The sequence below is a fragment of the Kitasatospora sp. NPDC036934 genome, from assembly GCF_055608425.1.
On sequence record NZ_JBVJQR010000025.1, the window covers coordinates 37088 to 59304 of the forward strand.

A 22217-nucleotide genomic window follows, 5' to 3' on the forward strand; every position below is an offset into this window, starting at 1 on the left:
GTTGCGGGAGCGCGGTCACCTGCTGGGCGTCCTCATGGTGATCGCCCCGGACGAGCAGCCGACCGAGGCCGAGATCGCGGCGATCGAGCGGGCCACCCGCGGTGTGGCGGCGCAGTTGTTCGACGGGCAGACGTCCGCGGACGAGACCTCGGCGGGGCAGGGCCGGCTGCTGGAGGGGCTGCTGGGCACCGACGTCGTGGCACGAAGCACCGCCCGGGGGCTGCTGCTGGACCAGGGCGGATCCCCTCGCCGTCTCGCTGGACGTGGTCACAGGGGTGGGGCCCGATGTGCCCCGGCGGGTGGGGTCGAAGGACCCACCCGCCGGGGCTCGCGCTCTCCGGGGTTCGCGGCGCCGGACGCCCCGGGCCGACCACGCTCACGAAGTCGTCCGGTCGGCCCGGGTCCTGCCGGCCGGTCTTCTCCCGTGCGGCCGGACCACGCGGGTGCGCGGCCACGGCCCGCACCCGGCCACGGCTCAGGCGCCGAGGAACTCGATCAGGTCCTTGGTGAACGCGGCCTCGTACGCGCCGACCAGGCCGTGCGGGGCGCCGGGGTAGACCTTGAGGATGCCCTGGGAGAGAAGCTCGGCGCTCTTCTCCGCGGACGCGGCGATCGGGACGATCTGGTCGTCGCCGCCGTGGGCGACCAGGACCGGGATGTCGATCTTCTTGAGGTCCTCGGTGAAGTCGGTCTCGGAGAACGCCTCGACGCAGTCGAGGGCGGCCTTCAAACCGGCCTGCATGCCCTGGAGCCAGAACTCGCGGCGCTTGCCGTCGGAGACCTCGGCACCGGGCCGGTTGTAGCCGAAGAAGGTCTCGCTGAGGTCGTAGTAGAACTGCGACCGGTCGGCCGCGACGCCGGCCCGGATGCCGTCGAAGGCCTCGATCGGGGTGCCCTCGGGGTTGCTCTCGGTCCGGAGCATCAGCGGCGGCACGGCGCCGAGCAGGACGGCCTTGCGCACCCGGTCGCTGCCGTGGCGGCCGAGGTAGCGGGCGACCTCGCCGCCGCCGGTCGAGTGGCCGACCAGGACGGCGTCGGTGAGGTCGAGCTGCTCCAGCAACTCGGCCAGGTCGTCCGCGTACTGGTCCATGTGGTTGCCGTCCCAGGTCTGCTCGGACCGGCCGTGCCCGCGCCGGTCGTGGGCGATGACCCGGTAGCCGGCGTCGGCGACGGCGACGGCGAGGCTGTCCCACGCGTCGGCGTTCAGCGGCCAGCCGTGCGAGAGGACGACCGGACGGCCGGTGCCCCAGTCCTTGTAGAACTTCTGCGAACCGTCGGTCAGGGTGATGAACGGCATGATGTGCCTTTCCAGTTGCTGGTATCGACCGGCCCGTCGGGCAGGTCGGTGGTGGGCGGAGCGCGGGTGGCGCTCCGGGCATGGGCAGGGACTCGGGCGCTGTGTGCGCGGGGAGCCCCGGTCACTGCCGGGGGCCGTCGAGGATCTCGGGGCCGTGCCGGACGAGCACGCGGTCGCCGGTCGCCGGTCGCCGGTCGCCGGTCATCGGTCGTCGACCGGGCGGAGGAGCGTCAGCGCATCGGGATTCGCCAGGAATCCTGCCGAAGCCGGGTTGCGCGGCCGGATCTTCCCCCGACCGCCGAGACCGAAGCTATCCGCATTTCCAGCGGTCGACTTGACTCGCGACGAAGGGTCGTTGCCTCAGGGTGTACACCGGCTGCTCGGCGCGGTGGATGCCGCGGCATCGTGGCACCGGGCCCGGGCGCCCGCGGACCAGCGGCAGGGCACGGCCGAACAACAGACCGCAGCCGTGGACCGTGGCGTCCCCTCCGGGGCGGCGGTACTCCGCCCGCAGGGAACCACCGGCGGCTTCCGTCCACGGAGGAAAGGGCGAACCCCCGTGCCAAACTTCCCGACAGGTACGCGCACCGGCCTCGCGGTCTCGGTCGTCGCGGCAGCCCTCGCCGTCACCTTCGCCCTCAGCCGCCAGATCGCCCGTATCGGCCAGGACGGCACGGTGCGCGTTCTCGCGACCATGCCCGAGTCCCCGGCCGGTTCCACCGCCCCGGCCCTGTCGTCGCCGTTCCTCGGCGGAGCCGTCCGCTCCCGCGGCGGAACCCCGTGCTTCCTCTACGCCACGGCAGCAGCGACCTGACCGGCCTCTGGTGCCCGCGGCCCGGCGGCACGCCGCAGCGCATCGCCGCCCTGCCCGCCGACGGCCTGCCCAACGGGCTGACGCCCGACCGGACGAACACCACCCCTACGTGGCTGACTCGGTCCTCGGCACGGTCTGGCGCGTGCCGAGCAGCGGAGGCACGCCCACCCGCTGGGCCACCGCGCCGGAACCGGCCGTCGTCAAGTTCCTCGGAGCCAACGGCATCAAGTTCGGGCCGCGGTCGTCACGATGGTCGCGACCGCGGCGCGCGCATGGCCCGTCAACACACCCCCGCGTGGTCCCACAGTGCGTGGAGACCGCCGGCCGCGGTGTCCGCGGCCGGCGGTCGGAGCGGCGGTCAGAAGCCGAAGCGGGTGCGCTGTGCCTCGGGCACCAGGTCGACGTACTCCGGGTGCTTGCCGATCCAGGCGCGGATGTACGGGCAGTAGGGGAGGACCGCGAGCCCTTGCTCCCGGACGGTGTCCAGTGCGGCGCGGGCCAGGGTGCCGGCGAGGCCGCGCCCGGCGAACTCCGGGTCGATCTCGGTGTGGATGAAAGCGATCTCGTTCTCGAACCGGTGGTACTCGGCGAAGCCGGCGAGCGCACCGTCGGCGGTGATCTCGAATCGCGACCGGTCGGGGTTGTTCGCGACGGTGGTCGTCATCGTTCCTCCTGATCTGGGGCTGCGGGCGGTGGCCCGGCCCGGGATTTAATTTAGCATTCAACTAGATGGTGATCAAGTGCCTCGCGCTCGGGCCGTCGGACGGCGATGAAGGCGAGCAGTTCCTCGTTGACCTCGTCGGCGTGCGTCCAGATGAGGCCGTGCGGGGCGCCCTTCAGCACCACCAGGCGGGCGCCCGCGATGCTCCGGGAGAGCGGGACCGCGGTCGAGTGCAGCGGCAGCGTGCGGTCGGCGTCGCCGTGGACGACCAGGACGGGGACGTCGATCCGGGCCAGGTCCGCGCGGAAGTCGGTGAGCCGGGCCGGGGCGCGGTCCAGGGGCGCCCCGGCGGAAGCCGAGACGCCGATGTTCCAGCTGTACTGGACCACCTGGTCGCTGACCCGCTCGCCGCCGAGCACGTCCACGTCGTAGAAGTCGGCGAGGAAGCCCGCGACGAAGGCGGGGCGGTCGGCGCGGATGGCGCCCTGGACCTCCCCGAGGACGATGCCGTCCACGCCGTCGGGGTCGGCGTCGGTCCGGATCGGGAACGGTGGCACCGCACCCAGCAGCACGGCCCCGGAGATCCGTTCCGACCCGTGGCCGCCGAGGTAGCGGACGACCTCTGCGGTGCCCATGGAGAAGCCGACCAGGATCACGTTCCGCAGGTCGAGGCGGCTGAGTACGGCGTGCAGGTCGGCAGCGAGGGTGTCGTGGTCGTAGCCGGACGCCGGCTTGTCGGAGGCGCCGAAGCCGCGGCGGTCATAGGTGATCACCCGGTGGCCGGCGGCGAGCAGCGCGGCCTCCTGCTTCTCCCAGGAGGCCCCGTTGAGCGGCCAGCCGTGGACGAGCACCACGGTCCGGCCGGAGCCGTGGTCCTCGTAGTACAGGTCGACGGTGCCGGCGTTCTCTTCGCCGACCGTGATGAAGGGCATGCTGACCGTCCTCGTGGTGCGGGCCGAACAGCGCTGGCTGAAAGGCCGGTTGATCGTGACGTCGGTCAATCCGGTGTACCGCCCGGTCCTCACCTGCGCGGTCCTCAACTGCCTGGTCCTCAACCGCCCGGTCCTCAACGGCCCAGCGCGAGCACGGTGTCCACCGGGAACGGCAGCAGGTCGTGATGCTGGTCCGGCAGGGCTATGACGAGCGCACAGCGCGGCAGCGCCGCGCGGATCCCGCTCAGCAGCCGCACCGCCGTGGGCCGGTCGAGCCCGGCGACGGGCTCGTCGAGGAGGAGCACCGCGGGGTCGCGCAGCACGGCACGGGCGATGCCGAGTCGGCGCCGCTGCCCTTGCGACAGTGCGCTGCCCAACGGCCCGGTGGGTGTGTCGAGTTCGAGGTCCGCCAAGGCGGCGACGGCGAGCGCCGTACGAAGTGTGGCGTCATCGGCGGTGGGGGCGGCCTGGCGGAGGTTGTCGGCGAGGGTGCTGTCCGCCAGCCAGTCCTCGGCTTCGACGAGGGTGAGGGTGGTGGCGACCGCCGCCGCGGGGAGCGCGTGCAAGGGGGAGTCGCCGAGGAGTACGACACCGGGGGAGGGGCTGTCGATTCGTCCGGCGAGCATGTTGAGCAGGGTGCTCTTGCCACTCCCGTTGGGCCCGCTGACCAGGGTGGCGCTGCCCGGTAGGAGGGTGGTCGACCACCGGGCCGCTCCCCGGCCCAGCGGGAGCTCGCGTACGGTCAGCGGCGCGTCCCGGTGGGAGGCGACGGCCGCTCCGGAGGGCAGTGCGCGGGCGCCCGCGAGCAGGTCGGTCAGCCGCAGCGCGGAGTGCGCGGCCGAGCCGTGGTCGCGCAGGATCTGCGGCAGGGCCTCGACGAGTTCGTAGCCGGCGGCGACCAGCAGCGTCTCGCCGATGGCCGCGGCGACCGGCTGGACCGTCGAGCGGCCGGCGAGGGCGAGCAGCAGGACGGCGACCTGGCCGACCGCGGCGAGCAGCCGGAGCAGCAGTCGGCCGCCGCGCAGGGTGGCGAGTGACGCGGCGTCGGCTCGATGGGCGAGCTCCACCCGCTGGGCGACCTGGTCGCGGGCCAGGTCCACGACGTCCAGGCAGTGCAGTTCGGCGAGCGCCGCTCGTGCACTGAGCAGGGCGGATCGGGCGGCGGCCCGTTCGCTGACGGCCTCGGCGCGGTGCGCGAGGGCCCGGCGGTTGGTGCGCACGGCCACGGTGAGGGCCAGCCCGAGCAGCAGCGCCTCCGTGGCCCCGGCCGTAGGATCGGCCACGCCGATCAGCGCCACCACGGCCAGGGCCGTCACGCCGAGACCGGTCAGCGGAGCGAGGGAGCGGGCCGGCAGGGCGCCCACGGCGGCCACGTCGTCGGTGAGCCGGGCCAGCAGCGCCCCGTCCCGCCGCTCCCGCAGCTGGTGGGGCGGGAGCGCGGCGGCGGCGCGCACCATCCGGGTCCGGAGCGCGACGGTCGCGCCGAGCAGCGCGCGGTGGCTGGTGAGCCGTTCGGTGTAGCGCAGCCCGGTCCGGCCGAGGGCCAGCGCCCGGACGGTGCCCGAGGGGTACATCCAGGACCAGGTGGTGTTCGCCTGGAGCGTGACCAGGGCGCAGGAGGTGAGGAACCAACCGGACAGACCGAGCAGCCCGGCGGCGGCCACTTCGGCGCAGGCGGCCAGCAGCGCCCCGAGCAGGAGGTCGCGGCGGTCGCGGCGGTCGGCCGAGCTCCACAGCAGGGTGACAGGGTTCACGCGGTCGCTCCGTGGACGCGGCCCCGGTCGACGCGGATGACCTCGTCGGCGATCCGCAGCAGTTCCGGGCTGTGTGTGGCGAGCAGGACGGTCCGGTCACGCGCCAGCGTGCGCACGGCGGCCATGACGCGCCGTTCGGCCTCCGGATCGAGGTGGGCCGTCGGTTCGTCCAGACAGAGCACGGGCGCGGCCCGCAACAGGGCTCGGACGAAGACCAACTGCTGGATCTGGCCCGAGGACAGCCCGCTGCCGCGCTCGCCGACGACCGCGTCCAGACCGTGGGGCAGTGCCGCCAGCAGCCCGGCGAAGCCGAGCGCGGTGAAGGCCGCCGCGAGGGCGGCGTCGTCCGCGTCCGGGCGGGCCAGCAGCAGGTTGTCCCGCACCGTGCCCGGCAGCAGGTAGCAGGGCTGGCCGATCCAGGACACGGCGCGGGGGTCGGCGGATCGCGTCGTCCCGTCGGCCTGATGGGCACTCGACCCGGAGTCGGCCGCCAGCAGCCCGGCCGCGACGGCGAGCAGCGTCGACTTCCCTGCGCCGCTGGCACCGGTGACGGCCACCAGCCGGCCCGGGTGCGCGGTCAGGGTGACGCCGTCGAGCGCGGGCCGGTCGCGGTCGGCGAAGGTGACGCCGACACCGCGCAGCCGCACGCTGGTCGGCGCGTCGGCGGGTCCGGGCGGCCGGCTGCCCGGACCGGTCCGCTCGGCTTCGGACGCTTCCAGCAGGCCGTTGACGAGGTCGGCGGCGGCGGACGCCTCGGCCCGCGCGTGGTAGCCGCGGGCCAGCTCCCGTACCGGCGCGAAGTAGGCCGGAGTGAGGGTCAGCACGAAGAGCGCCGTGCCCAGTCCCATGGTCGAGGGCACGCCGGGCACGTGCAGGTAGTCGAGCAGCACCAGGCCGCAGTAGGTGGCGACCACGGCGAGGGTTCCGGTGACCAGCAGTTCCACCCAGGCGGTGGAGAGGAACGCCACGCGCAGTACCGCCTGGGTGCGGTCGGCCAGTTCTCGGTCGTCCGCCGCCACGGTGCGGGCGGCCTGCTCGTCGGCGCCCAGGCCGACCAGTGTCGGCAACCCGCGCAACTGGTCCAGCAGCCGGGCGCTGAGCGTCCGGGCGGCGGTCAGCTGGGAGTGGACGGCGGCGCGCGTGCCCATGCCGATGACCTTGAGATTGGCCGGCAGCAGTGGGGTCGCCAGTACCAGCAGCAGGGCGACCAGCCAGCTGCCGGAGGCGATCGCCGCCAGCACGATGCCGCAGGCGATCAGCATGGTCCGGCGCGCCGGGACGTAGCCGGTCAGCCAGTCGGTGAGGCGGTCCACCTCCTCGTCGAGCGCCTGGACGAAGGCGGCGTCGGCGGTCCGCGGCTCCGTGGCGGGGGTCGGCCGCCGCCAGGCGGGCAGGGCGGCGGTCAGCAGCCGGGTGCGAAGCTCGTGCCGGACGGCGGCGGCCGCGTCGTCCGCGGCCCGGTCGCCCGCCGCGAGCAGCAGGGCCCGCAGGACGACTCCGGCGCCGACCAGGCAGGCGGCGGGCAGAACCGACACCGGGGTGACCGCCTCCTGCTGGCCCCGCAGGGCCAGTCGGGCCGCCCAGCCGAGCCCGGCCGCCCACCCGACGGTGCCGAGGACGGCGAGTCCGCGCAGGGTGCCGGCGCGGCGGAAGTCCGGCGCCCGGGCGTATGCCCAGGCACGCAGCCGGTCCAACGCCCGCTGCTGCTCCCGCCGCACCTCGTCGTCGGCCAGCCGCGCCAGCAACGCGGCGGTGTCGCTCATCGCCGCACCGCCGGATCGAGGTCGAACTCGCCCGCTGCGGAGGCCCGCCGGTCACCGACCAGCCAGGCGGTCAGTGAGACGAGGCCGAACAGGACGAGGGCGACCGGGGCGATCCATTCGCCCTTGCCCCCGAACACGTCCTGCGCCACCGCGGCCGTGCCGACACCGAGCACGGTGAACCCGCCCCGCCGGGCGACCGTGCGCAGGATCCCCTCCGGCGCGCCATCGGTGCTCGGCGTTCCGGTGCTCGGCGTTTCGGTGCGGGGCGCCGTGCGGCGGGTCGCCGAAGCCGTCTCCGGGGCCCGCCGGGGTTCGTCGGGAAGGGCGAGCGCGGCCGGTGACGGCGCCCGGTACTTCCCGCGGAACACCCACCAGGCGTAGATGTTGTAGGCCAGCACGACCGGCATGCAGCCCCCGACGCCGATCAGCAGGAACACCTGGGAACCGGTGGGGCTGGCGGCGTCGTGCACGGTCAGCGCGGGCGGCACCACGACCGGTGCGGTCGCGGCCACCAGGGCCAGTAGTCCGGCGACCTGGGAGCCGACCACCGCGATGAACGGACGGGCGTCGGGCGCCCGCCCGAAGCCGTACCAGGCGACGGCGCCGCAGCCGGCGGCCGAGGCCACCGCGAGGCCGAACAGTGCGGCGCGCAGCGGCTGTTCGAAGTGGAACTGCTGGGGGTCGGCCACCTTCAGGCCGAAGCCCAGGAGCAGGGCGGCGGCGACCGTCGCCGCGAGCAGCGGGCGCCCGAGCCGGGCGGCCCGGCGGCGGACGGCGCCCTCCGTCTTGGCGTGCAGCCAGGCGGCGCCGGCCAGCAGGTACAGCGAGGTCAGGCCGAGTGCGCACAGCACGCTGTAGGGGTTGAGCCAGCGCAGCGCACCGCCGTCGTAGACGCCGTGGTGCTGGGGCAGGCCGGTGAGGACGGTGCCGACCACGAGCCCCTGGCAGACCGTCACCACCAGCGAGGAGAGGCCGAACAGCCGCCCCCAGCCGCGCCGGTGGTCCGGTGCGGCGCTCTGCAGCTCCAGCCCCAGCCCGCGCAGCACGAAGCCCAGCAGCATCACGATCAGCGGGAGGTAGAGCCCGGGCAGCACGGTGGCGTAGACCCCGGGCAGCGCGGCCCACAGGGTGACCGCGGCGAGGACGATCCAGCTCTCGTTGGCGTCCCAGGCCGTCGCGACCAGCTCGGTGTACTCCTTTCGCCGCCGGTCGTCGCGGTCGAAGAGGCCGAGGATCCCGATCCCGAGGTCGTAGCCGTCCAGGACGACGTACGCGCCGAGCGCGAAGAGGACCAGTGCGTAGGAAGCGTACTCAGCCATGGGCGGCCTCCGGTCGTGCCGGGCGGCCCGGCGCGGGCCGGGACGGGGGGACGGGGGGCGGCGCGGACACGTCGACGGCCTCCGGCCCGGCCTTCACGGCCCGCGCGATGTAGCGGACCCAGACCGCGACCAGCACGGCGTAGACCGCGACGAAGCCGGCCAGGCTGAGCGCCGCCTCGGTGGTGGACAGGTGGGAGACGGCGTCGGAGGTGCGGATCTTGCCGTAGACCACCCAGGGCTGCCGTCCCGTTTCCGCGGTGATCCATCCGCCGGTGATCGCGATCAGGCCGGCGGGTGTCATCCACACCATCAGCCGGTGGAACCGCCGGGCGGTGAACAGCCGTCCGCGCAGGCGCAGCACCAGACCGGCGAAGGCCATCGCGAACATCGTGAGCGCGGTGAAGTACATCGCGCGGAACCCGTAGAAGGTGCTCCACATGTTCGGGCGCTGGTCCGGCGGGGTCTGGAGCAGGCCGGGCACGTGGGCCTGACCGGTCAGGTCCTTGCCGATCACCGCGCCCAGGTGCGGGATCCCGATCTGCAGGCTGTTCCGGCCCTGGTCGGTGTCGGGGACGACGAGCAGGTTGTAGCCGTCGTTGTCGGTCTTCCAGTTGCCCTCGAAGGCCTCCAGCTTGGCGGGTTGGTGCTGCCCCATGAACGCCGCGGTCTCGTCGCCCGCGTACAGCTGGACGGGCATCAGCACGGTCAGCACCCCGAGCGCGAGGGAGAGCGTGCGGCGGGCGAAGGCGAGCGAGCGCCGCCGCACCAGGTACCAGGCGGCGATGCCGCCGACGAACCAGGCGGCACTGATCAGCACCGCGAGCAGCATGTGCGGGAACCGGTAGGTGAACGCCGGGTTGAGCAGCACCTGTTGCCAGTCACGGGCCTCGAACTGGCCGGCCACCTCGGTGTAGCCGGCCGGGTCCTGCATCCAGCTGTTCGCGGAGAGGATCCAGGTGGTGGACAGCAGCGTGCCGAGGGCGACCATCCAGGAGGCGATTGCCATGGTGCGCGGGCGCGCCCGTCCCTCGCCGTAGAGCATGATCCCGATGAAGCCTGCCTCCAGGAAGAAGGCCGTGATCACCTCCATCCCGATGGTGACGCCGAGGATCGGGCCCACCGCGTGGGCGTAGCTGCCCCAGTTCAGGCCGAACTCGAAGGTCATCACCGTGCCGGCCACCACGCCGAGACCGAAACCGACCGCGAAGATCTTCCGCCAGAAGCGGAACATCTGCAGGTAGAGCGGGTTCCGGGTGCGCAGGTAGGCCGTGTACACGACGGCGAGCAGGATCGACAGCCCCACGGTCAGGGCGGGAAAGGTCATGTGGAAGACGGCGGTGACGGCGAACTGCCAGCGGGACAGTTCCACCGTCGCGGACGACGCCATGGCGACTCCGTTCAGCACGGCGTGGCGGGACGCGGGTGGACTCGGCCGATCACAGCCGCACCAGCGGGGTGTCCACCAGGTGCTCCGCGAGGAACCACACCTGCGCCTCGCCGGTGCGGACGACCTGCGACACCAGCAGGTCGTTCGTACCGTCGTCGCCGAGCGCCGCCACCCTGGCCGCGGCATCGCGGGCGTCGACGAGGATGCCCTCGTGCGCCGACAGCAGCCGCGACAGCATCGCCGGCACCTCCTCGACACCGTCCGGCGGGCGCGGGATCGAGGTGAGCTCCGCGACGTGCCGCGGGTCGCCGACGGCGACCCCGCCCAGGCCCTGTATCCGCTCGGCGAGCGCGTCCACCAGCGCCAGCTGCTCGTCCGCGTGCTTGTCCAGCAGCAGGTGCAGTTGGTAGAAGGTCGCCCCGCGCACCAGCCAGTGGTGCTTCTTGTAGAGGGAGTACAGGATCCGGGTGTCGGCGAGGACCTGGTTGAGCCGCTGGCAGGCGTAGAGGCGCGCGTCGCGGGTCAGGCCGAGCGGCAGTTGGCTGACGGTGCCGAACTCCTGGATCTCCTTGCCCTTCTGGTGCAGCAGCGGCTGGCTGCTGCCGGTGGTGCGGGGGTGGTCGGACCGGCTCATCGGAGCTCCCGTGGGGGTTGTCGGTGGATGGGTGATCCCCACGCTAGGGGCGCCTCCGGAGCGGGCTTGTTCCGAAGTGCACCGGTTGTTGCCACCGAGCGCCCTGAGCGCCCTGAGCGCCCTGAGCGCCCTGAGTGCCCTGAGTGCCCCTGGGCGTCTTGAGCGCTCCGGCCCGCGCCGGTGGCGACGACGGCGCCGTCCCGGCAGTGCGCTGACGGACCGGGGGCAGTGCGCTGTGGGCCAACTCCGGTGCGGGCAACGGTCCTAACGTCCTGTCATGTGTCCGAAGCCGATCTCCGGTCAGCCGGCGGGTCCCGCTCGGACGCTCCCAGTCGCCGCCCGCTCTGTGCGGCGATCCGAACGTGTCGCAGGAGGCTGGAGAGGTGTCTGCAATGCCCGTCGGCGGGCTGGTCCCCCGTGCTGTCGAGGATGCCGCCGACGTCGTCGTCCGCAACGCGAAGATCCACACCGGGGACGTCCGCCGCCCCCAGGCCGGCGCCCTCGCCATCCGCGACGGCCTGATCACGGCCGTGGGGGACGACACGGACATCGCCCCGCTCATCGGACCGTCCACCACCGTGGTCGACGCCGTCGGCCGACGGGTGGTGCCCGGCCTCAACGACGCCCACCTGCACGTGATCCGGGGCGGTCTCAACTACGTCCTGGAGCTGCGCTGGGACGGCGTGACCTCGCTGCGCCAGGCCCTGGCGATGCTGCGGGAGCAGGTCGCCCGCACCCCCAAGGGGCAGTGGGTACGGGTCGTCGGGGGCTGGTCGGCGGAGCAGTTCGCCGAGCGGCGGCTCCCGACGCCCGCCGAACTGAACGAGGCCGCGCCGGACACCCCGGTGTTCGTCCTGCACCTCTACCAGTCCGCGATCCTCAACCGCGCGGCGCTGAAGGCCGCCGGGTACACCCGGGACACCCCCGACCCGAGGGGCGGCCGGATCGTCCGGGGCCGTGGCGGCGAGCCCAACGGCATGCTGCTGGCGGCGCCCAGCGCGCTGGTCCTGTACTCCACGCTCGCCAAGGCCCCGGTCCTGGCGCCCGAGGACCGCAGGACGTCCACCCGGCACTTCCTGCGCGAGCTGAACCGCTTCGGCCTGACCTCCGCGATCGACGCCGCCGGCGGGTTCCAGAACTTCCCCGAGAACTACGCCACGGTGACCGAACTCGCCCGGGACGGCCTGCTGTCCCTGCGCATCGCCTATCACCTCTTCCCGCAGACCCCGGGCCAGGAGCTCGACGACCTCACCCGCTGGATCGAGACGGTCCGCCCCGGTGAGGGCGACGAGTGGCTGCGCCTCAACGGCGCCGGCGAGAACCTCACCTGGGCCGCCGCCGACTTCGAGAACTTCGCCGAACCCCGGCCCGAACTCAATGGCTACGAGGGCGAGTTCGAGAAAGCCGTGCGGCTCCTCATGGAGAACGGCTGGGGCTTCAGGCTGCACGCGACCTACGACGAGACGATCCGGCGCGACCTCGCGGTGTTCGAGAAGCTCGCCGCGGACGGGCTCTTCCCCGCCGGGAACCGGTGGCTCTTCGACCACGCGGAGACCGTCTCGCGGGACAGTCTCGACCGGATCGCGGCCCTCGGCGGCTCGCTCTCCGTGCAGAACCGGCTCTCCTTCCAGGGCGAGGTGTTCACCCGCCGGTACGGCTTCGGCGCCGCCGCCGAGGCGCCGCCGATCCGCGCGATGCTGGACCGCGGGCTGACCGTCGCGGCCGGCACCGACGCCACCCGGGTGTCCTCGTACAACCCCTGGGTCGCCCTGCACTGGCTGGTCTCCGGCCGCACAGTCGGCGGCCTGGCGATCCGACCGCCGCAGAACCGGGTGGACCGGGAGACCGCGCTCGCGATGTACACCACGGCGGGAGCGGCGCTCACCGGCGAGCAGGACGTCAAGGGCGTGCTGCGGCCGGGCTGTTACGGCGACCTGGCGGTCCTGTCCGACGACTACTTCACCGTGCCCGAGCAGGACATCCCGCACATCGAGTCCCTGCTGACGGTCGTCGGCGGTCGGATCGTCCACGCCGTGGCCGAGTACGAGGGCATGGACGAGGAGCTCCCGGCGGTCAGCCCCGCCTGGAGCCCGGTCGCCCACTTCGGCGGCTACCAGGCCCACCGGGACCGGGGCGGCGCGGGCGCCCGCCAGGCCGAGCTGCTCGGCGAGGTCGTCGCCGAGTCGGAGCTGCACCGCCGCTGGCGCGTCGAGCGCGGCCTCGCGACGGATCGCGCCCAGCCGTTCGACCCCTGCTTCCTCCTCTGACACCGCCCTCCCTCGCGCACCCCTCCCTCGCGCACCCCCGGATTTCCTCCGCGGACCACCGCGTGACGGAGCCACCGAAAGAACCGAAAGGACCGTCGTCATGGTCGACTTCACCCAGGTCAGTGCCACCCCGAGCCCGGACCTGCTCACCCCGGACAACTCCGTGGTGCTCTTCGTGGACCACCAGCCGCAGATGTTCTTCGGCACCGGCAGCGGCGACCGCACCGCGATCATCAACGCCACCGTCGGCCTGGCCAAGGCCGCCCGGGCCTTCGACGTCCCCACCGTGCTGACCACCGTCGCCGCCGAGTCCTTCTCCGGCCCGCTGCTGCCGCAGCTCGCGGCGGTCTTCCCCAAGGCCGAGATCCTCGACCGCACCTCCATGAACGCCTGGGAGGACGAGGCGGTCGTCCAGGCTGTCAAGGCCACCGGCCGCGGCAAGGTCGTCATAGCCGGCCTGTGGACCGAGGTCTGCCTGGTCCTGCCGGTGCTGTCCATGATCGACCAGGGCTACGAGGTGTACGTCGTCACCGACGCCTCCGGCGGCGTTTCCCCGCAGGCCCACGAGCACGCCATCCAGCGGATGGTGCAGGCCGGCGCGGTGCCGGTCACCTGGGTGCAGGTGCTGCTGGAGCTCCAGCGCGACTGGGCCCGCACGGAGACCTACGGCGCCGTCATGGAGATCGTCAAGGAGCACGCCGGCGCGTACGGCCTCGGAGTCGTCTACGCGCAGTCCGTCATGGGCGAGCACGCCGCAGGCTGACGGGACTCAGGGAACACAGGGACCAGGAACAGGACATGATGGATACCGGACTGCTGATCCTCCGGGTGGTGGTGGGCCTGCTCATCGCCGGCCACGGGATACAGAAGGTGAGCCGCCGCCTGGGCGGCAACGGCCTGACGGGCGGGACGGAGGAGTTCCGGCACGACGGGTTCGCCGGCGGCCGGCTCACCGCCCTCGCCGCGGGCGCCGGCCAGATCGGTTCGGGCCTGTTCCTGGCCCTGGGCGCGCTCACGCCACTGGCGGCCATGGTCGCCATGGGCGTGATGACGGTGGCGCTGACGGTCAAACTGCCGCACGGGCTCTGGGTGCAGAACGACGGCTACGAGTACCCGCTCGTCCTGATCGTCGTCACGGGATCGCTCGCCCTCACCGGCCCGGGCCGATGGTCCGCGGACCACGCCGTCGGCCTCACCTCCTGGCCGCTCTGGCTCTCGATCGCGTGCATCGCGCTCGGCCCGGCCAGCGGACTGCTCACCCGCGCGGTCCTGCACCGCCCGTCGGCACCCGGGGAGGCGACGGCCGGTGCGCGCCCTACTGACTGACGCCCTCCGGACCCTCGCCCCGCCGCGCACCGACCGGCACGGCCCGCTACCGCCACTGCTGCTCCTGCTGACCGTGGCCACCGGCGTGATCGACGCCGTGAGCTACCTCGGCCTCGGCCACGTCTTCGTGGCGAACATGACCGGCAACGTGGTCTTCCTCGGGTTCGCCCTCGCGGGCGCCCCGGGACTGTCCGCCGCGGCCTCGCTCGTCTCGCTGGGCGCCTTCCTGACCGGAGCACTCGCCGGCGGACGGCTCGGCAGCCGGACACCGGCCCACCGAGGACGCCTGCTGGCCCTGGCCACCGGCATCCAGACGGTCCTCACAGCCGCGGCCGCCGTCACCGACGCCGTCACCGACGGCAGCGGCCGCTACGCCCTGATCGTCCTCCTGGGCCTGGGGATGGGCCTGCAGAACGCGGTGGCCCGCCGGCTCGGCGTGCCGGACCTGACCACCACCGTCCTCACCCTCACCCTGACCGGCCTCGCCGCCGACTCCACGGCGGCCGGCGGCACCGCACCTCGCCCGGGACGCAGGATCCTCTCCGCACTCGCGATGCTGCTCGGCGGCCTCGCGGGCGCGGTACTGATCCTGCACGGACAGCACGTCACCGCCCTGGCCCTGGCCGCACTGCTGCTCCTGGCCACCGCGCTGACCGCCCACCGGGTCTCGGCACCCGACGCCCACTGGGCCCCGCCGGTGGCCTGACCCCACCTCATTCGACGACCCTCACGCGCCCGGCCCCTCCGCGGGGGCCGGGCGCGGCGACGACCGGGAGGTCACCCGATGAAACGACACTTCGTCCGACGCGTGGTCCCGCTGGTGGCGGCGATCGCCGCACTGACCGCGATCCCCGCCGCCTCGGCGACCCAGAGCAGCCCGGCGCAACCGCCGGGCACACACCGGCAGTTCGCCGTCGGCCCGCAGTACGACACCACCCACGTCTACGTCGCGCCGGGCACCGAGCAGGCCTTCGCGGCCAGTTGGGTCTCCACCTTCGGGGGAACCACGATCGGGCCGAACGCCACCCAGGTGACCCCGACGTCCAGCCGAACGCTCTCCGAGCTGGTGCTGTCACCGGTCGGCGCGCTGTCGGTGTTCGACTACACCACCCCCGTCCCGTACCCCTTCGGCACCGAACGCACCGGTTGGCTGGTGACCGACCTCGACCAGGCGGTCCGGGCCGCCCGGGCCGACGGCGCGGCCGTGACGGTCGCCCCGTTCGCCGACCCGATCGGCCGGGACGCCGTCGTCCAGTTCCCCGGCGGCATCAGCGCCCAGCTCTACGTGCACACCACCCCGCCCTCCTACCCCGCTCTGGCGAGCGTGCCGGACAACCGGCTCTACCTGTCGCCGGACGCGGTCGGCGCGTTCCTACGGAGCTACCTCTCCTTCACCGGGGGCCGCGTCGTCTCGGACGACCGGAAGGCCGACGGCGCCGCGATCGGCCTGCCCGGAACGACGTACCGGCTCCTGCGTCTCAGCTCCGGCTTCGGCACCACGACGGTCACCGTCACGGACGGCCACCTGCCCTACCCCTTCGGCCGGGAGCTCACCGGATACGGCGTGTCCGACCTCGGCGCCACCCTGGACCGCGCGAAGGCCGCCGGCGCGTCGGTGCCGTGGGGGCCGGTCTCGGTGGGTGGCCGGGACAGCGCGATGGTGCAGTTCCCGGGCGGCTACCTCGCGGAGATCCACACCGGCGGTTGAAGCGGGTGACGGGTGACGGGTGACGGGTGCCCGGTGGCCGGCCGGCACGGTCGCGCCGTCGTGGTCGCGCCGTCGTGGGCGCCGCCGGCTGTGCGTTCGGCGGCGCCCACGACCGGGTCACACCGCGACGCCGTAGCCGGACGGGGCGGTGACCGGCAGCCGCGCGGTGTCCGGCGCCGAGCCCGTCCCGGCACCTGCCCGCCACTCGCGCGGGGAGACGCCGTACGCGGCCCGGAACGCCCGGCTGAAGTGACTGGCGCTCACGAAACCCCAGCGGCCCGCGACCGCCGCCACGGTCGCCCGGCCCGCTGCCTGGCGGGCGAGGTCGCGGCGGCACATGTCGAGGCGCTGGCGCTGGATCCAGCGGGCCGCCGTCACCCCCTCGTAGCGGAAGAGCTTGTGCAGGTACCGCACGGACACGTGGTGGGCGGCCGCGATCCCTTCCGGAGAGAGGTCCCGGTCGCCCAGGTGACGCAGGATGTGGTCCTTGATCCGGGCCAGCACGGCCAGGGCCGCCTCGGGAGCCTCCGGGACGAACCGACCGCGGCGCTCGTGCGCGAGCACCGCGAGCAGGTCGAGCGCCGTGGTGGCGAGCCAGGACGCCAGCTGCGGCTCCATCCGGTCGGCCGACCGGGAGAGGCACTCCAGGTACGCGGCCACCAGGCGGGCGGTGCCGCTGCCGGCGTCGAAGGCGCTCCCGGTGAGCACCCGCAGGTCCTCCTCGCGGACGCCCACCGCCGACCGCGGCCAGTGGAAGGCCGTGAAGACGAACGGCTCCGGCAGTTCCTTGGCGAACGGCCGCCCGGCGTCGGAGATCGCGAAGGTCCCCGGACGCAGCGACATCTGGCGACCGTCCTGGACCAACCGGGCGGTGCCGCGGTGCTGGAGCGCCAGCGTCAGGTGGTCCTCCCCGCCGTGGGCGATCAGCGCCGCGCTGCGCTCGACCTGCTGCGGGCCCGCCTGGACGAGGGAGACCTGCAGGGCGCCCACCTGGCGGCTGGTGATCGTCGCGGGGGCGGGCACGTCTTCGCGCAGCACCACGTCGAGCGGGATGAAGGTGCGGGACACGGCCTCGTGCCAGAACTCGGCGCGATCGGCGGACGGTAGCGCCGCGGTGTCGAGAACGACGGACATCAGTACTCCTCGGACGGCTGTCGGTCGGACCCTCGGGTCCGCCATGGCGGTGTCGGTCGGGTGAGCGGGGGAGCCCTTCCAGGCGGGACGGCCCCGGAGGGGATCACCAGGAACGGCGGTGCAGGGCGACGTGCACGGTGTCGACGGCCTGGATCAGCGCGGCCCGGGCGGTGCCGGTCGGGCAGACCCCGTCGAGCAGCAGGAAGCCGTGCACGGCGCCCTGGTAGCGCATCGCCACCACCGGCACCCCCGCGGTGCGGAGTCTGGCCGCGTAGGCCTCGCCCTCGTCCCGGAGCACGTCGGCCTCGGCCGTGACGACGAGCGCCGGGGGTAGCCCGGTGAGCTGCTCCAGGGAGGCCCGCAGGGGTGCGGCGGTCGCCTCCGTCCGCCGCTTCGGCTCGGGCAGGTAGTCGTCCCAGAACCTGCGCATGTGGTCGCGGTGCAGGAAGTACCCCGTCGCGAACCGGCGGTAGGAGGGGGTGTCGAAGTCCGCGTCGGTCACCGGGCACAGCAGCACCTGGTGCACCAGCGGTACGTCTCCGCGCTCCCGGGCCAGCAGCGTCAGGGCGGCCACCAGGTTGGCCCCCGCGGAGTCGCCCACGGCGGCCATTCGCCCCCCTTCCAGTCCGATCTCGTGGCCGTGCGCGCGGATCCACCGGGCCACCGCGTAGCACTGCTCGACGGCCACCGGGTAGCGGGCCGCGGGTGCCCGGGCGTAGTCCACGTACACCACGGCGGCGTCGGTGCCCAGGGCGAACTCCTGGACCAGCCGGTCGTAGCAGGCCGGGTCGCCGAGCGACCAGCCGAGGCCGGGCAGGAACAGCACCACGGGGCTCGGCCCGACGGCGCCGACGGGTCTGGTCACCCGGACGTTCACCCGCCCGGCCGGGCCGCAGGGCAGGGCGAGCCACTGCGCCGTGGTGCCGTAGGGGTCGTCCGGGGCGGCGGCCGGTTCTGCCCCCGGCAGGTCCTCAGGGGTCAGGAGGGAGAGGTCCGGCAGTTCCGCCGCGGGCCGACCGGCCTGGGCGTCCAGAAACTCCTGGAGCGCCCGGTCGAGCACCGGTCGTCGGTGCGGCAGGGGGTTGGTGTCGGGCAAGTCTTCGCTCCTGGCTTCGGTTCGGTGGGCGCTGCGGCGCCCGCGTGCGCCCTGGCCGGAACCGGTGTGCGTCGGGCCGGACGTCGAGCGCACCTCACCGTGGTACGCCCAGGCCACTCGACCGTACTGCCGGGGCCGGCGGCGTCGGTGGCCCGACCGCGCCCGGAATTCCGGTCGGCGGTTCGGCGGCCCGTCAGCCGTTGTCGTCGGTCCGCAGCGCGCGCCACTCGCGCGGCGGGACGCCGTACGCGGCCCGGAACGTCCGGCTGAAGTGCGCCGGGTTGACGAAGCCCCACCGCTGGGCGACGGCCGACACCGTCGGCGCGGTGCGGCCGCGCCGCGCCAGCTCGCGGGCACAGGCCTCCAGGCGGCGCTGCTGGATGAACCGGCTCACCGTCACCCCTTCGCCCTCGAAGAGCCGGTGCAGGTACCGCACGGAGATGTGGTGGGCGTGCGCGATCCGTTCCGGCGTCAGCTCCGGATCGCCCAGGTGGTGGTCGATGTACTCCCGCACCCGCCGGACCAGGTGCGCGTTCGGGGCGTCGTCCGTCCCGTCCGCCGCCCGGGAGCGGGCGAGTTGGGCCACGAGCGCGCTGAGCAGGTCGGCGACGCTGCCGGCCAGCCGGTCGCCGACCTGGGCGGAGTAGGAGTGCGCGGAGCCGGCGAGGAGGCCGAGGAACGGCAGGAGCACCGGTCCACAACCCTCCGCCGGGCTGACGGCCGTCGCCGACACGTTCCGCAGGTCGCGCTCCGGCACCCCCAGCAGGCGGCGCGGCAGGTGGAACAGGTGGGTGCGGAAGCGCTCCGGGTAGTCGACGGCGTACGGGCGCGCCGTGTCGTACAGGACGAGTCCGCCCGGCTGCACCTCCGCCCGGCGCCCGTCCTGTTCCAGGACGGCCCGGCCCGACACCTGCACGCTGACCCCGACCTGCGGCTCGCTCCCCGGGGTCCGCGCGATCAGCGCCGCGGTGCGGGAGAACCGGGCGGCGTCCGCCTCCAGTGTGGAGATCCGCACGTACCCGAGCCGGTGCGACTCCAGGACCCCGTCGAACGGCCGCCCGGTGAGCGGGCGCACCTCCACGGGCACCAGCGTCCGCGACATCGCTCCGCTCCAGAAGGCCGCCTTGTCACGGTCCGCGACCGACGCCGTCGTCACCCGCAAGTCCATCTGACCGTCCTTCCGCCGGAGTCCTGCGCACTCTCAGCGTGGCCCGCGGGCGCGGCGGGCCGGTAGGTCATCTGACTGACGTCCTGGCACGGTGTGCCGGGAAGTCCGGCGGGGTGGCCGGGGTGAACCGGTCGAGTGGGGTCTTCCCCAGGTCAGCCGCCGTCGAGGGCATGGGCGAGCGCGGCCCGGGTGGTGATGCCGAGCTTGGGGAAGATCTTGTAGAGGTGGGCCCCGACGGTACGGGGCGACAGCTGGAGCTGCCGGCCGATCTCCTTGTTGGTCAGCCCGGTCGCCGCCAGCCGGGCGATGCGCAGCTCCTGGCCGGTCAGCCCGGACGGGCCCGTGGCCGGCCCGTCCTGCGGCAGCGCCACGGAGTCGCCCGCGGCCCGCAGCTCCTCCTCGCACTGCGCCGCCCACGGGGCGGCCTGCAGACGGCGGAAGACGTGGTGGGCGGCGCGCAGCGTCTCCCTGGCCCCGGGCCGGTGGCGGCGGCGCAGCCACGCGCCGTGGGCGAGCCTCAGTCGGGCGAGGTCGAACGCCCACTGCTCGGCGCCCGGCACGGCGTACGCGGCGCGGTAGGCGGCGTCGGCCTCGTCGTCGTCCGCGGCCAGGGCGGTGGCGGCCGCGTGCAGGAAGGCGTGGCGTCCGGAGACCTCGGCCGAGCGAGCCGCGGCTCCGGTCGCGAGGTGGTCCCGGGCCTCCTGGTGCCGTCCGGTGTGCACTGCGGCCGTCACCAGGTCGAGGACCAGCGTGTGGTGCCAGGGCCGGCCGCCGGAGAGGTGTCCGGGTGGGGTGAGTTCGCAGAAGTGCGCGTACGCCTCCTCGTAGCGCCGGTGGGCGAGCGCGGCCAGGCCGCGCAGGTGGGTCAGGCGGTCCAGGACGTACCGCATCCGGGCGCGGGTGGCGATCGGCCGGATGGTCCGCTCGATCTCCCGCAGGCCGTCCTCGTCGCCCCGGCCGGCCAGGAAGTGGGCATAGTACTGGCGGAACATCAGCCCGTTGGTGTGGTAGCCGAGCTCGTCCGCCAGCTCGGCCTCGCGCAGGCAGACGGCCGCCCGGTCCCAGTGGCCGAGCAGGTAGTCCTGGTGGGCCCAGGCCTTCGCGATCGAGCCCTGGGTGGCATAGGTGTGCAGCCCGGAGAAGCGCTGCCAGAGGTCGCCGTCGGGGCAGTCGAGCGCCGAGGAGGTCCACAGCAGGAGCCAGGCGGCGCCGGCCTCCTGCTCCTCGGTCATGCCGTCGGCCGTCGCCAGCAGGGCGGCGAGCACGTCCGGGCCCGGCTCGGTCCAGGCCCGCAGGCACAGCCGACCCACCTCGGAGACGTGCTCCCGGTGCCGTTCCAGGGCGCGCCAGGCCCAGGGGTCGTCCGTGTACGTGGCGGCCAGGAGGAGCTTGAACCAGGCCTGTTCGACCAGCCCGCCGAAGGTGTCGGCGCCCGGCGCGGTCAGCGCGTCGAGGGCCGCGGGCAGCAGCGCGGCGGAGGACTCGAAGTCGACGTGGTGGCTCTGGTCGGCGTAGACCACCGCGTACGAGAACAGCGGGGCGATGTCCGGCGGGACGGTGCTGCTCTTCAGCTCCTCCACCAGGGCGGCGGTGTGGCGCAGCTGCCCGCCGTGGGCCGCCATCACCGCGGCCCGGGTGAGCCTGCGGACGCGGTCGCAGGAGCTGGGGCTGAGCATGGCGGCGCGTTCCAGCACGAGCGCGCCCTCCGCCTCGCCGCCCCGGCGGGCGAGGTCGTGGCCGGCCTCCTGGAGGCGGCGCGCGAGGTCCTCGTCGGGCAGTAGCGCGGCGGCGGCCTCGTGGGCCAGCCGCCGGGGGTCGCCGGGGGCGAGGGCGTCGGACAGCGCGCGGTGGGCCTCCCGGCGCGCGGTGTCCGAGGCGGCCGAGACGACGGCGGTGCGGACCAGGGGGTGCCGGAACACGAGCTGTCCGGCCGGGTCCAGCCGGGCCAGGCCGTCCGCCTCGATCCGCTCCAGGATCTCCCGGGCGTTCTCGTCCGCGAGGGCGCGCAGCCACTCGGCGCTGCCGGAGTCCGGGCTGGCGGCCAGCGCGCCGAGCAGGAGGAGGCGGCCGACCTCCGGGGCCACCGTGCCCAGCCGATCGGCGAACATCCGCTCCAGCTTCCGGCCCAGCGGCAGCCGCTCCGGCAGCGGAGCGGCTCCCCGCTGCTGGGCGGCGGCCAGTTGGCGTGGCAGTTCCACCAGTGCCAGCGGGTTCCCGGCGGCCTCGGTCAGCACGCGTTCCCTGGCGGGCGCCGCGAGTTCCGGGTAGCAGGTGCCCAGCAGCCGGGCCGCGTCCTCCCTGGGAAGGGCCGGGACCTCCACGGCCTCGGCCGACCAGGTCTGGGCGGCCGGTCCGTCAGGGCGGCTGGCGCCGACGATCACCACCGGCAGCTCGGCGCACCGCCGGTGCAGGAAGGCGAAGACGGTCGCGCTGGAGGAGTCCATCGAGTGCAGGTCGTCCAGGAGCAGCAGCACGGGCGCGGTCCGGACCGCTTCCTCCAGCAGGGCCAGCGCGGCGGCGCCGACGGCGAAGCCGTTCGGTGTCCCGGAACGGACGCCGAACGCGCTCTCCAGGGCCTCCCGCTGGTGGGCCGACAGGGCGTCGGAGCGCTGGAGCGGCGACCAGAAGGCCTGGTGGAGGGCCCCGAACGCGAGGTCCGTCTCCGCCTCCGTGCCGACCGCGCGCAGGACGGTGAACCCGCGCTCGCGCGCCACGCGCTCCACCCAGGCCACCAGCGTGCTCTTGCCGACGCCGGCGTCACCGCGCAGCAGGACGGTGGACCCGCTCGCGCCGTCCACGGCCTGGACCAGCGCCGCGGTCAGCAGCTCCGTCTCCCACTGCCGCCCGACCAGGACCGGAACCCGCCCGTCTTGCACCACGCTTGCCCCCGGGGCCGGTCCGTTCACTCTCAACCAGCCGAGTTTACTGCCCGCGGGTTCCCCCCAGCGCGAGGGTGG

At 74.1% G+C, this 22217-nt stretch carries 19 protein-coding genes; 6 read left to right on the forward strand and 13 right to left on the reverse strand.

All coding sequences use genetic code 11. The features are described 5' to 3' along the window. Window positions 1-15: 15 nt before the first annotated feature. Both ACZ7BZ_RS30205 and ACZ7BZ_RS30210 read right to left on the reverse strand, forming a co-directional pair. On the reverse strand, window positions 16-189 hold the full coding sequence (locus ACZ7BZ_RS30205) for a hypothetical protein (RefSeq protein WP_470361134.1): 174 nt from the start codon (window positions 187-189) through the stop codon (window positions 16-18). Window positions 190-475: 286 nt separating this feature from the next. Beyond that, window positions 476-1297: an alpha/beta fold hydrolase gene (locus ACZ7BZ_RS30210; protein WP_470361093.1), complete on the reverse strand. Its 822-nt coding sequence runs from the start codon at window positions 1295-1297 to the stop codon at window positions 476-478. Window positions 1298-1856: 559 nt separating this feature from the next. Here ACZ7BZ_RS30210 and ACZ7BZ_RS30215 point away from each other — a divergent pair. Continuing rightward, window positions 1857-2111 carry a hypothetical protein gene (locus ACZ7BZ_RS30215; protein ID WP_470361094.1) on the forward strand — a complete coding sequence of 85 codons (255 nt, stop codon included), beginning with the start codon at window positions 1857-1859 and terminating at the stop codon, window positions 2109-2111. A gap of 358 nt (window positions 2112-2469) precedes the next feature. Here ACZ7BZ_RS30215 and ACZ7BZ_RS30220 read toward each other — a convergent pair whose 3' ends face one another. From ACZ7BZ_RS30220 to ACZ7BZ_RS30250, 7 genes are all read right to left on the reverse strand, one after another. Further along, entirely contained in the window at window positions 2470-2775 is a 306-nt protein-coding gene (locus ACZ7BZ_RS30220) for a GNAT family N-acetyltransferase (protein ID WP_470361095.1), read from the reverse strand. A 50-nt stretch (window positions 2776-2825) separates the two neighbouring features. Next, complete coding sequence (locus tag ACZ7BZ_RS30225; protein WP_470361096.1) at window positions 2826-3704, reverse strand: alpha/beta fold hydrolase; 879 nt, start codon at window positions 3702-3704, stop codon at window positions 2826-2828. Between the two features lie 134 nt (window positions 3705-3838). Continuing rightward, on the reverse strand, window positions 3839-5458 hold the full coding sequence (locus ACZ7BZ_RS30230; RefSeq protein WP_470361097.1) for an ATP-binding cassette domain-containing protein: 1620 nt from the start codon (window positions 5456-5458) through the stop codon (window positions 3839-3841). Then, complete coding sequence (locus ACZ7BZ_RS30235) at window positions 5455-7221, reverse strand: ATP-binding cassette domain-containing protein (protein WP_470361098.1); 1767 nt, start codon at window positions 7219-7221, stop codon at window positions 5455-5457. The genes ACZ7BZ_RS30230 and ACZ7BZ_RS30235 overlap by 4 nt, the downstream gene beginning before the upstream one ends. Then, window positions 7218-8540: a cytochrome d ubiquinol oxidase subunit II gene (locus ACZ7BZ_RS30240; RefSeq protein ID WP_470361099.1), complete on the reverse strand. Its 1323-nt coding sequence runs from the start codon at window positions 8538-8540 to the stop codon at window positions 7218-7220. The genes ACZ7BZ_RS30235 and ACZ7BZ_RS30240 overlap by 4 nt, the downstream gene beginning before the upstream one ends. Further along, the gene (locus tag ACZ7BZ_RS30245) at window positions 8533-9927 is read right to left on the reverse strand and encodes a cytochrome ubiquinol oxidase subunit I (protein ID WP_470361100.1); all 1395 of its coding nucleotides are present in this window, start codon (window positions 9925-9927) and stop codon (window positions 8533-8535) included. Before ACZ7BZ_RS30245 ends, ACZ7BZ_RS30240 begins: the two co-directional genes overlap by 8 nt. 49 nt (window positions 9928-9976) lie before the next feature. Beyond that, complete coding sequence (locus tag ACZ7BZ_RS30250; RefSeq protein ID WP_465749136.1) at window positions 9977-10561, reverse strand: Dps family protein; 585 nt, start codon at window positions 10559-10561, stop codon at window positions 9977-9979. Between the two features lie 392 nt (window positions 10562-10953). Here ACZ7BZ_RS30250 and ACZ7BZ_RS30255 point away from each other — a divergent pair, with 392 nt between their 5' ends. The 5 genes from ACZ7BZ_RS30255 to ACZ7BZ_RS30275 all read left to right on the forward strand — a co-directional run bounded on the left by ACZ7BZ_RS30255 (window position 10954) and on the right by ACZ7BZ_RS30275 (window position 15862). Further along, window positions 10954-12828 carry an amidohydrolase gene (locus tag ACZ7BZ_RS30255; RefSeq protein ID WP_470361132.1) on the forward strand — a complete coding sequence of 625 codons (1875 nt, stop codon included), beginning with the start codon at window positions 10954-10956 and terminating at the stop codon, window positions 12826-12828. A gap of 100 nt (window positions 12829-12928) precedes the next feature. After that, complete coding sequence (locus ACZ7BZ_RS30260; RefSeq protein ID WP_380462158.1) at window positions 12929-13591, forward strand: hydrolase; 663 nt, start codon at window positions 12929-12931, stop codon at window positions 13589-13591. A gap of 38 nt (window positions 13592-13629) precedes the next feature. Continuing rightward, window positions 13630-14154 (forward strand): DoxX family protein, encoded by a 525-nt coding sequence (locus tag ACZ7BZ_RS30265; protein ID WP_380462157.1) that lies wholly within the window; start codon window positions 13630-13632, stop codon window positions 14152-14154. Then, window positions 14135-14860 (forward strand): YoaK family protein, encoded by a 726-nt coding sequence (locus tag ACZ7BZ_RS30270; RefSeq protein WP_470361101.1) that lies wholly within the window; start codon window positions 14135-14137, stop codon window positions 14858-14860. The genes ACZ7BZ_RS30265 and ACZ7BZ_RS30270 overlap by 20 nt, the downstream gene beginning before the upstream one ends. Before the next feature lie 78 nt (window positions 14861-14938). Next, window positions 14939-15862, forward strand: a complete 924-nt coding sequence (locus tag ACZ7BZ_RS30275) for a glyoxalase (RefSeq protein ID WP_470361102.1) — start codon at window positions 14939-14941, stop codon at window positions 15860-15862. A 117-nt stretch (window positions 15863-15979) separates the two neighbouring features. Here the strand turns inward: ACZ7BZ_RS30275 and ACZ7BZ_RS30280 are convergent, their stop codons facing one another. The 4 genes from ACZ7BZ_RS30280 to ACZ7BZ_RS30295 form a co-directional block, all read right to left on the reverse strand. Beyond that, on the reverse strand, window positions 15980-16996 hold the full coding sequence (locus ACZ7BZ_RS30280) for an AraC-like ligand-binding domain-containing protein (RefSeq protein WP_470361103.1): 1017 nt from the start codon (window positions 16994-16996) through the stop codon (window positions 15980-15982). Window positions 16997-17099: 103 nt separating this feature from the next. Then, entirely contained in the window at window positions 17100-18092 is a 993-nt protein-coding gene (locus ACZ7BZ_RS30285) for an alpha/beta hydrolase (protein WP_470361104.1), read from the reverse strand. Between the two features lie 193 nt (window positions 18093-18285). Further along, on the reverse strand, window positions 18286-19260 hold the full coding sequence (locus ACZ7BZ_RS30290; protein WP_470361105.1) for an AraC-like ligand-binding domain-containing protein: 975 nt from the start codon (window positions 19258-19260) through the stop codon (window positions 18286-18288). Window positions 19261-19412: 152 nt separating this feature from the next. Next, window positions 19413-22139, reverse strand: a complete 2727-nt coding sequence (locus ACZ7BZ_RS30295; protein WP_470361106.1) for an AAA family ATPase — start codon at window positions 22137-22139, stop codon at window positions 19413-19415. Window positions 22140-22217 lie beyond the last annotated feature (78 nt).

Bases quoted from the DNA above. Each gene is read 5' to 3' on its own strand.
- ACZ7BZ_RS30245 (WP_470361100.1), bottom strand. From the start codon at position 9,927: ATGGCGTCGTCCGCGACGGTGGAACTGTCCCGCTGGCAGTTCGCCGTC.
- ACZ7BZ_RS30220 (WP_470361095.1), bottom strand. From the start codon at position 2,775: ATGACGACCACCGTCGCGAACAACCCCGACCGGTCGCGATTCGAGATC.
- ACZ7BZ_RS30240 (WP_470361099.1), bottom strand. From the start codon at position 8,540: ATGGCTGAGTACGCTTCCTACGCACTGGTCCTCTTCGCGCTCGGCGCG.
- ACZ7BZ_RS30250 (WP_465749136.1), bottom strand. From the start codon at position 10,561: ATGAGCCGGTCCGACCACCCCCGCACCACCGGCAGCAGCCAGCCGCTG.
- ACZ7BZ_RS30290 (WP_470361105.1), bottom strand. From the start codon at position 19,260: ATGGACTTGCGGGTGACGACGGCGTCGGTCGCGGACCGTGACAAGGCG.
- ACZ7BZ_RS30210 (WP_470361093.1), bottom strand. From the start codon at position 1,297: ATGCCGTTCATCACCCTGACCGACGGTTCGCAGAAGTTCTACAAGGAC.
- ACZ7BZ_RS30235 (WP_470361098.1), bottom strand. From the start codon at position 7,221: ATGAGCGACACCGCCGCGTTGCTGGCGCGGCTGGCCGACGACGAGGTG.
- ACZ7BZ_RS30275 (WP_470361102.1), top strand. From the start codon at position 14,939: ATGAAACGACACTTCGTCCGACGCGTGGTCCCGCTGGTGGCGGCGATC.
- ACZ7BZ_RS30280 (WP_470361103.1), bottom strand. From the start codon at position 16,996: ATGTCCGTCGTTCTCGACACCGCGGCGCTACCGTCCGCCGATCGCGCC.
- ACZ7BZ_RS30265 (WP_380462157.1), top strand. From the start codon at position 13,630: ATGGATACCGGACTGCTGATCCTCCGGGTGGTGGTGGGCCTGCTCATC.
- ACZ7BZ_RS30260 (WP_380462158.1), top strand. From the start codon at position 12,929: ATGGTCGACTTCACCCAGGTCAGTGCCACCCCGAGCCCGGACCTGCTC.
- ACZ7BZ_RS30225 (WP_470361096.1), bottom strand. From the start codon at position 3,704: ATGCCCTTCATCACGGTCGGCGAAGAGAACGCCGGCACCGTCGACCTG.
- ACZ7BZ_RS30255 (WP_470361132.1), top strand. From the start codon at position 10,954: ATGCCCGTCGGCGGGCTGGTCCCCCGTGCTGTCGAGGATGCCGCCGAC.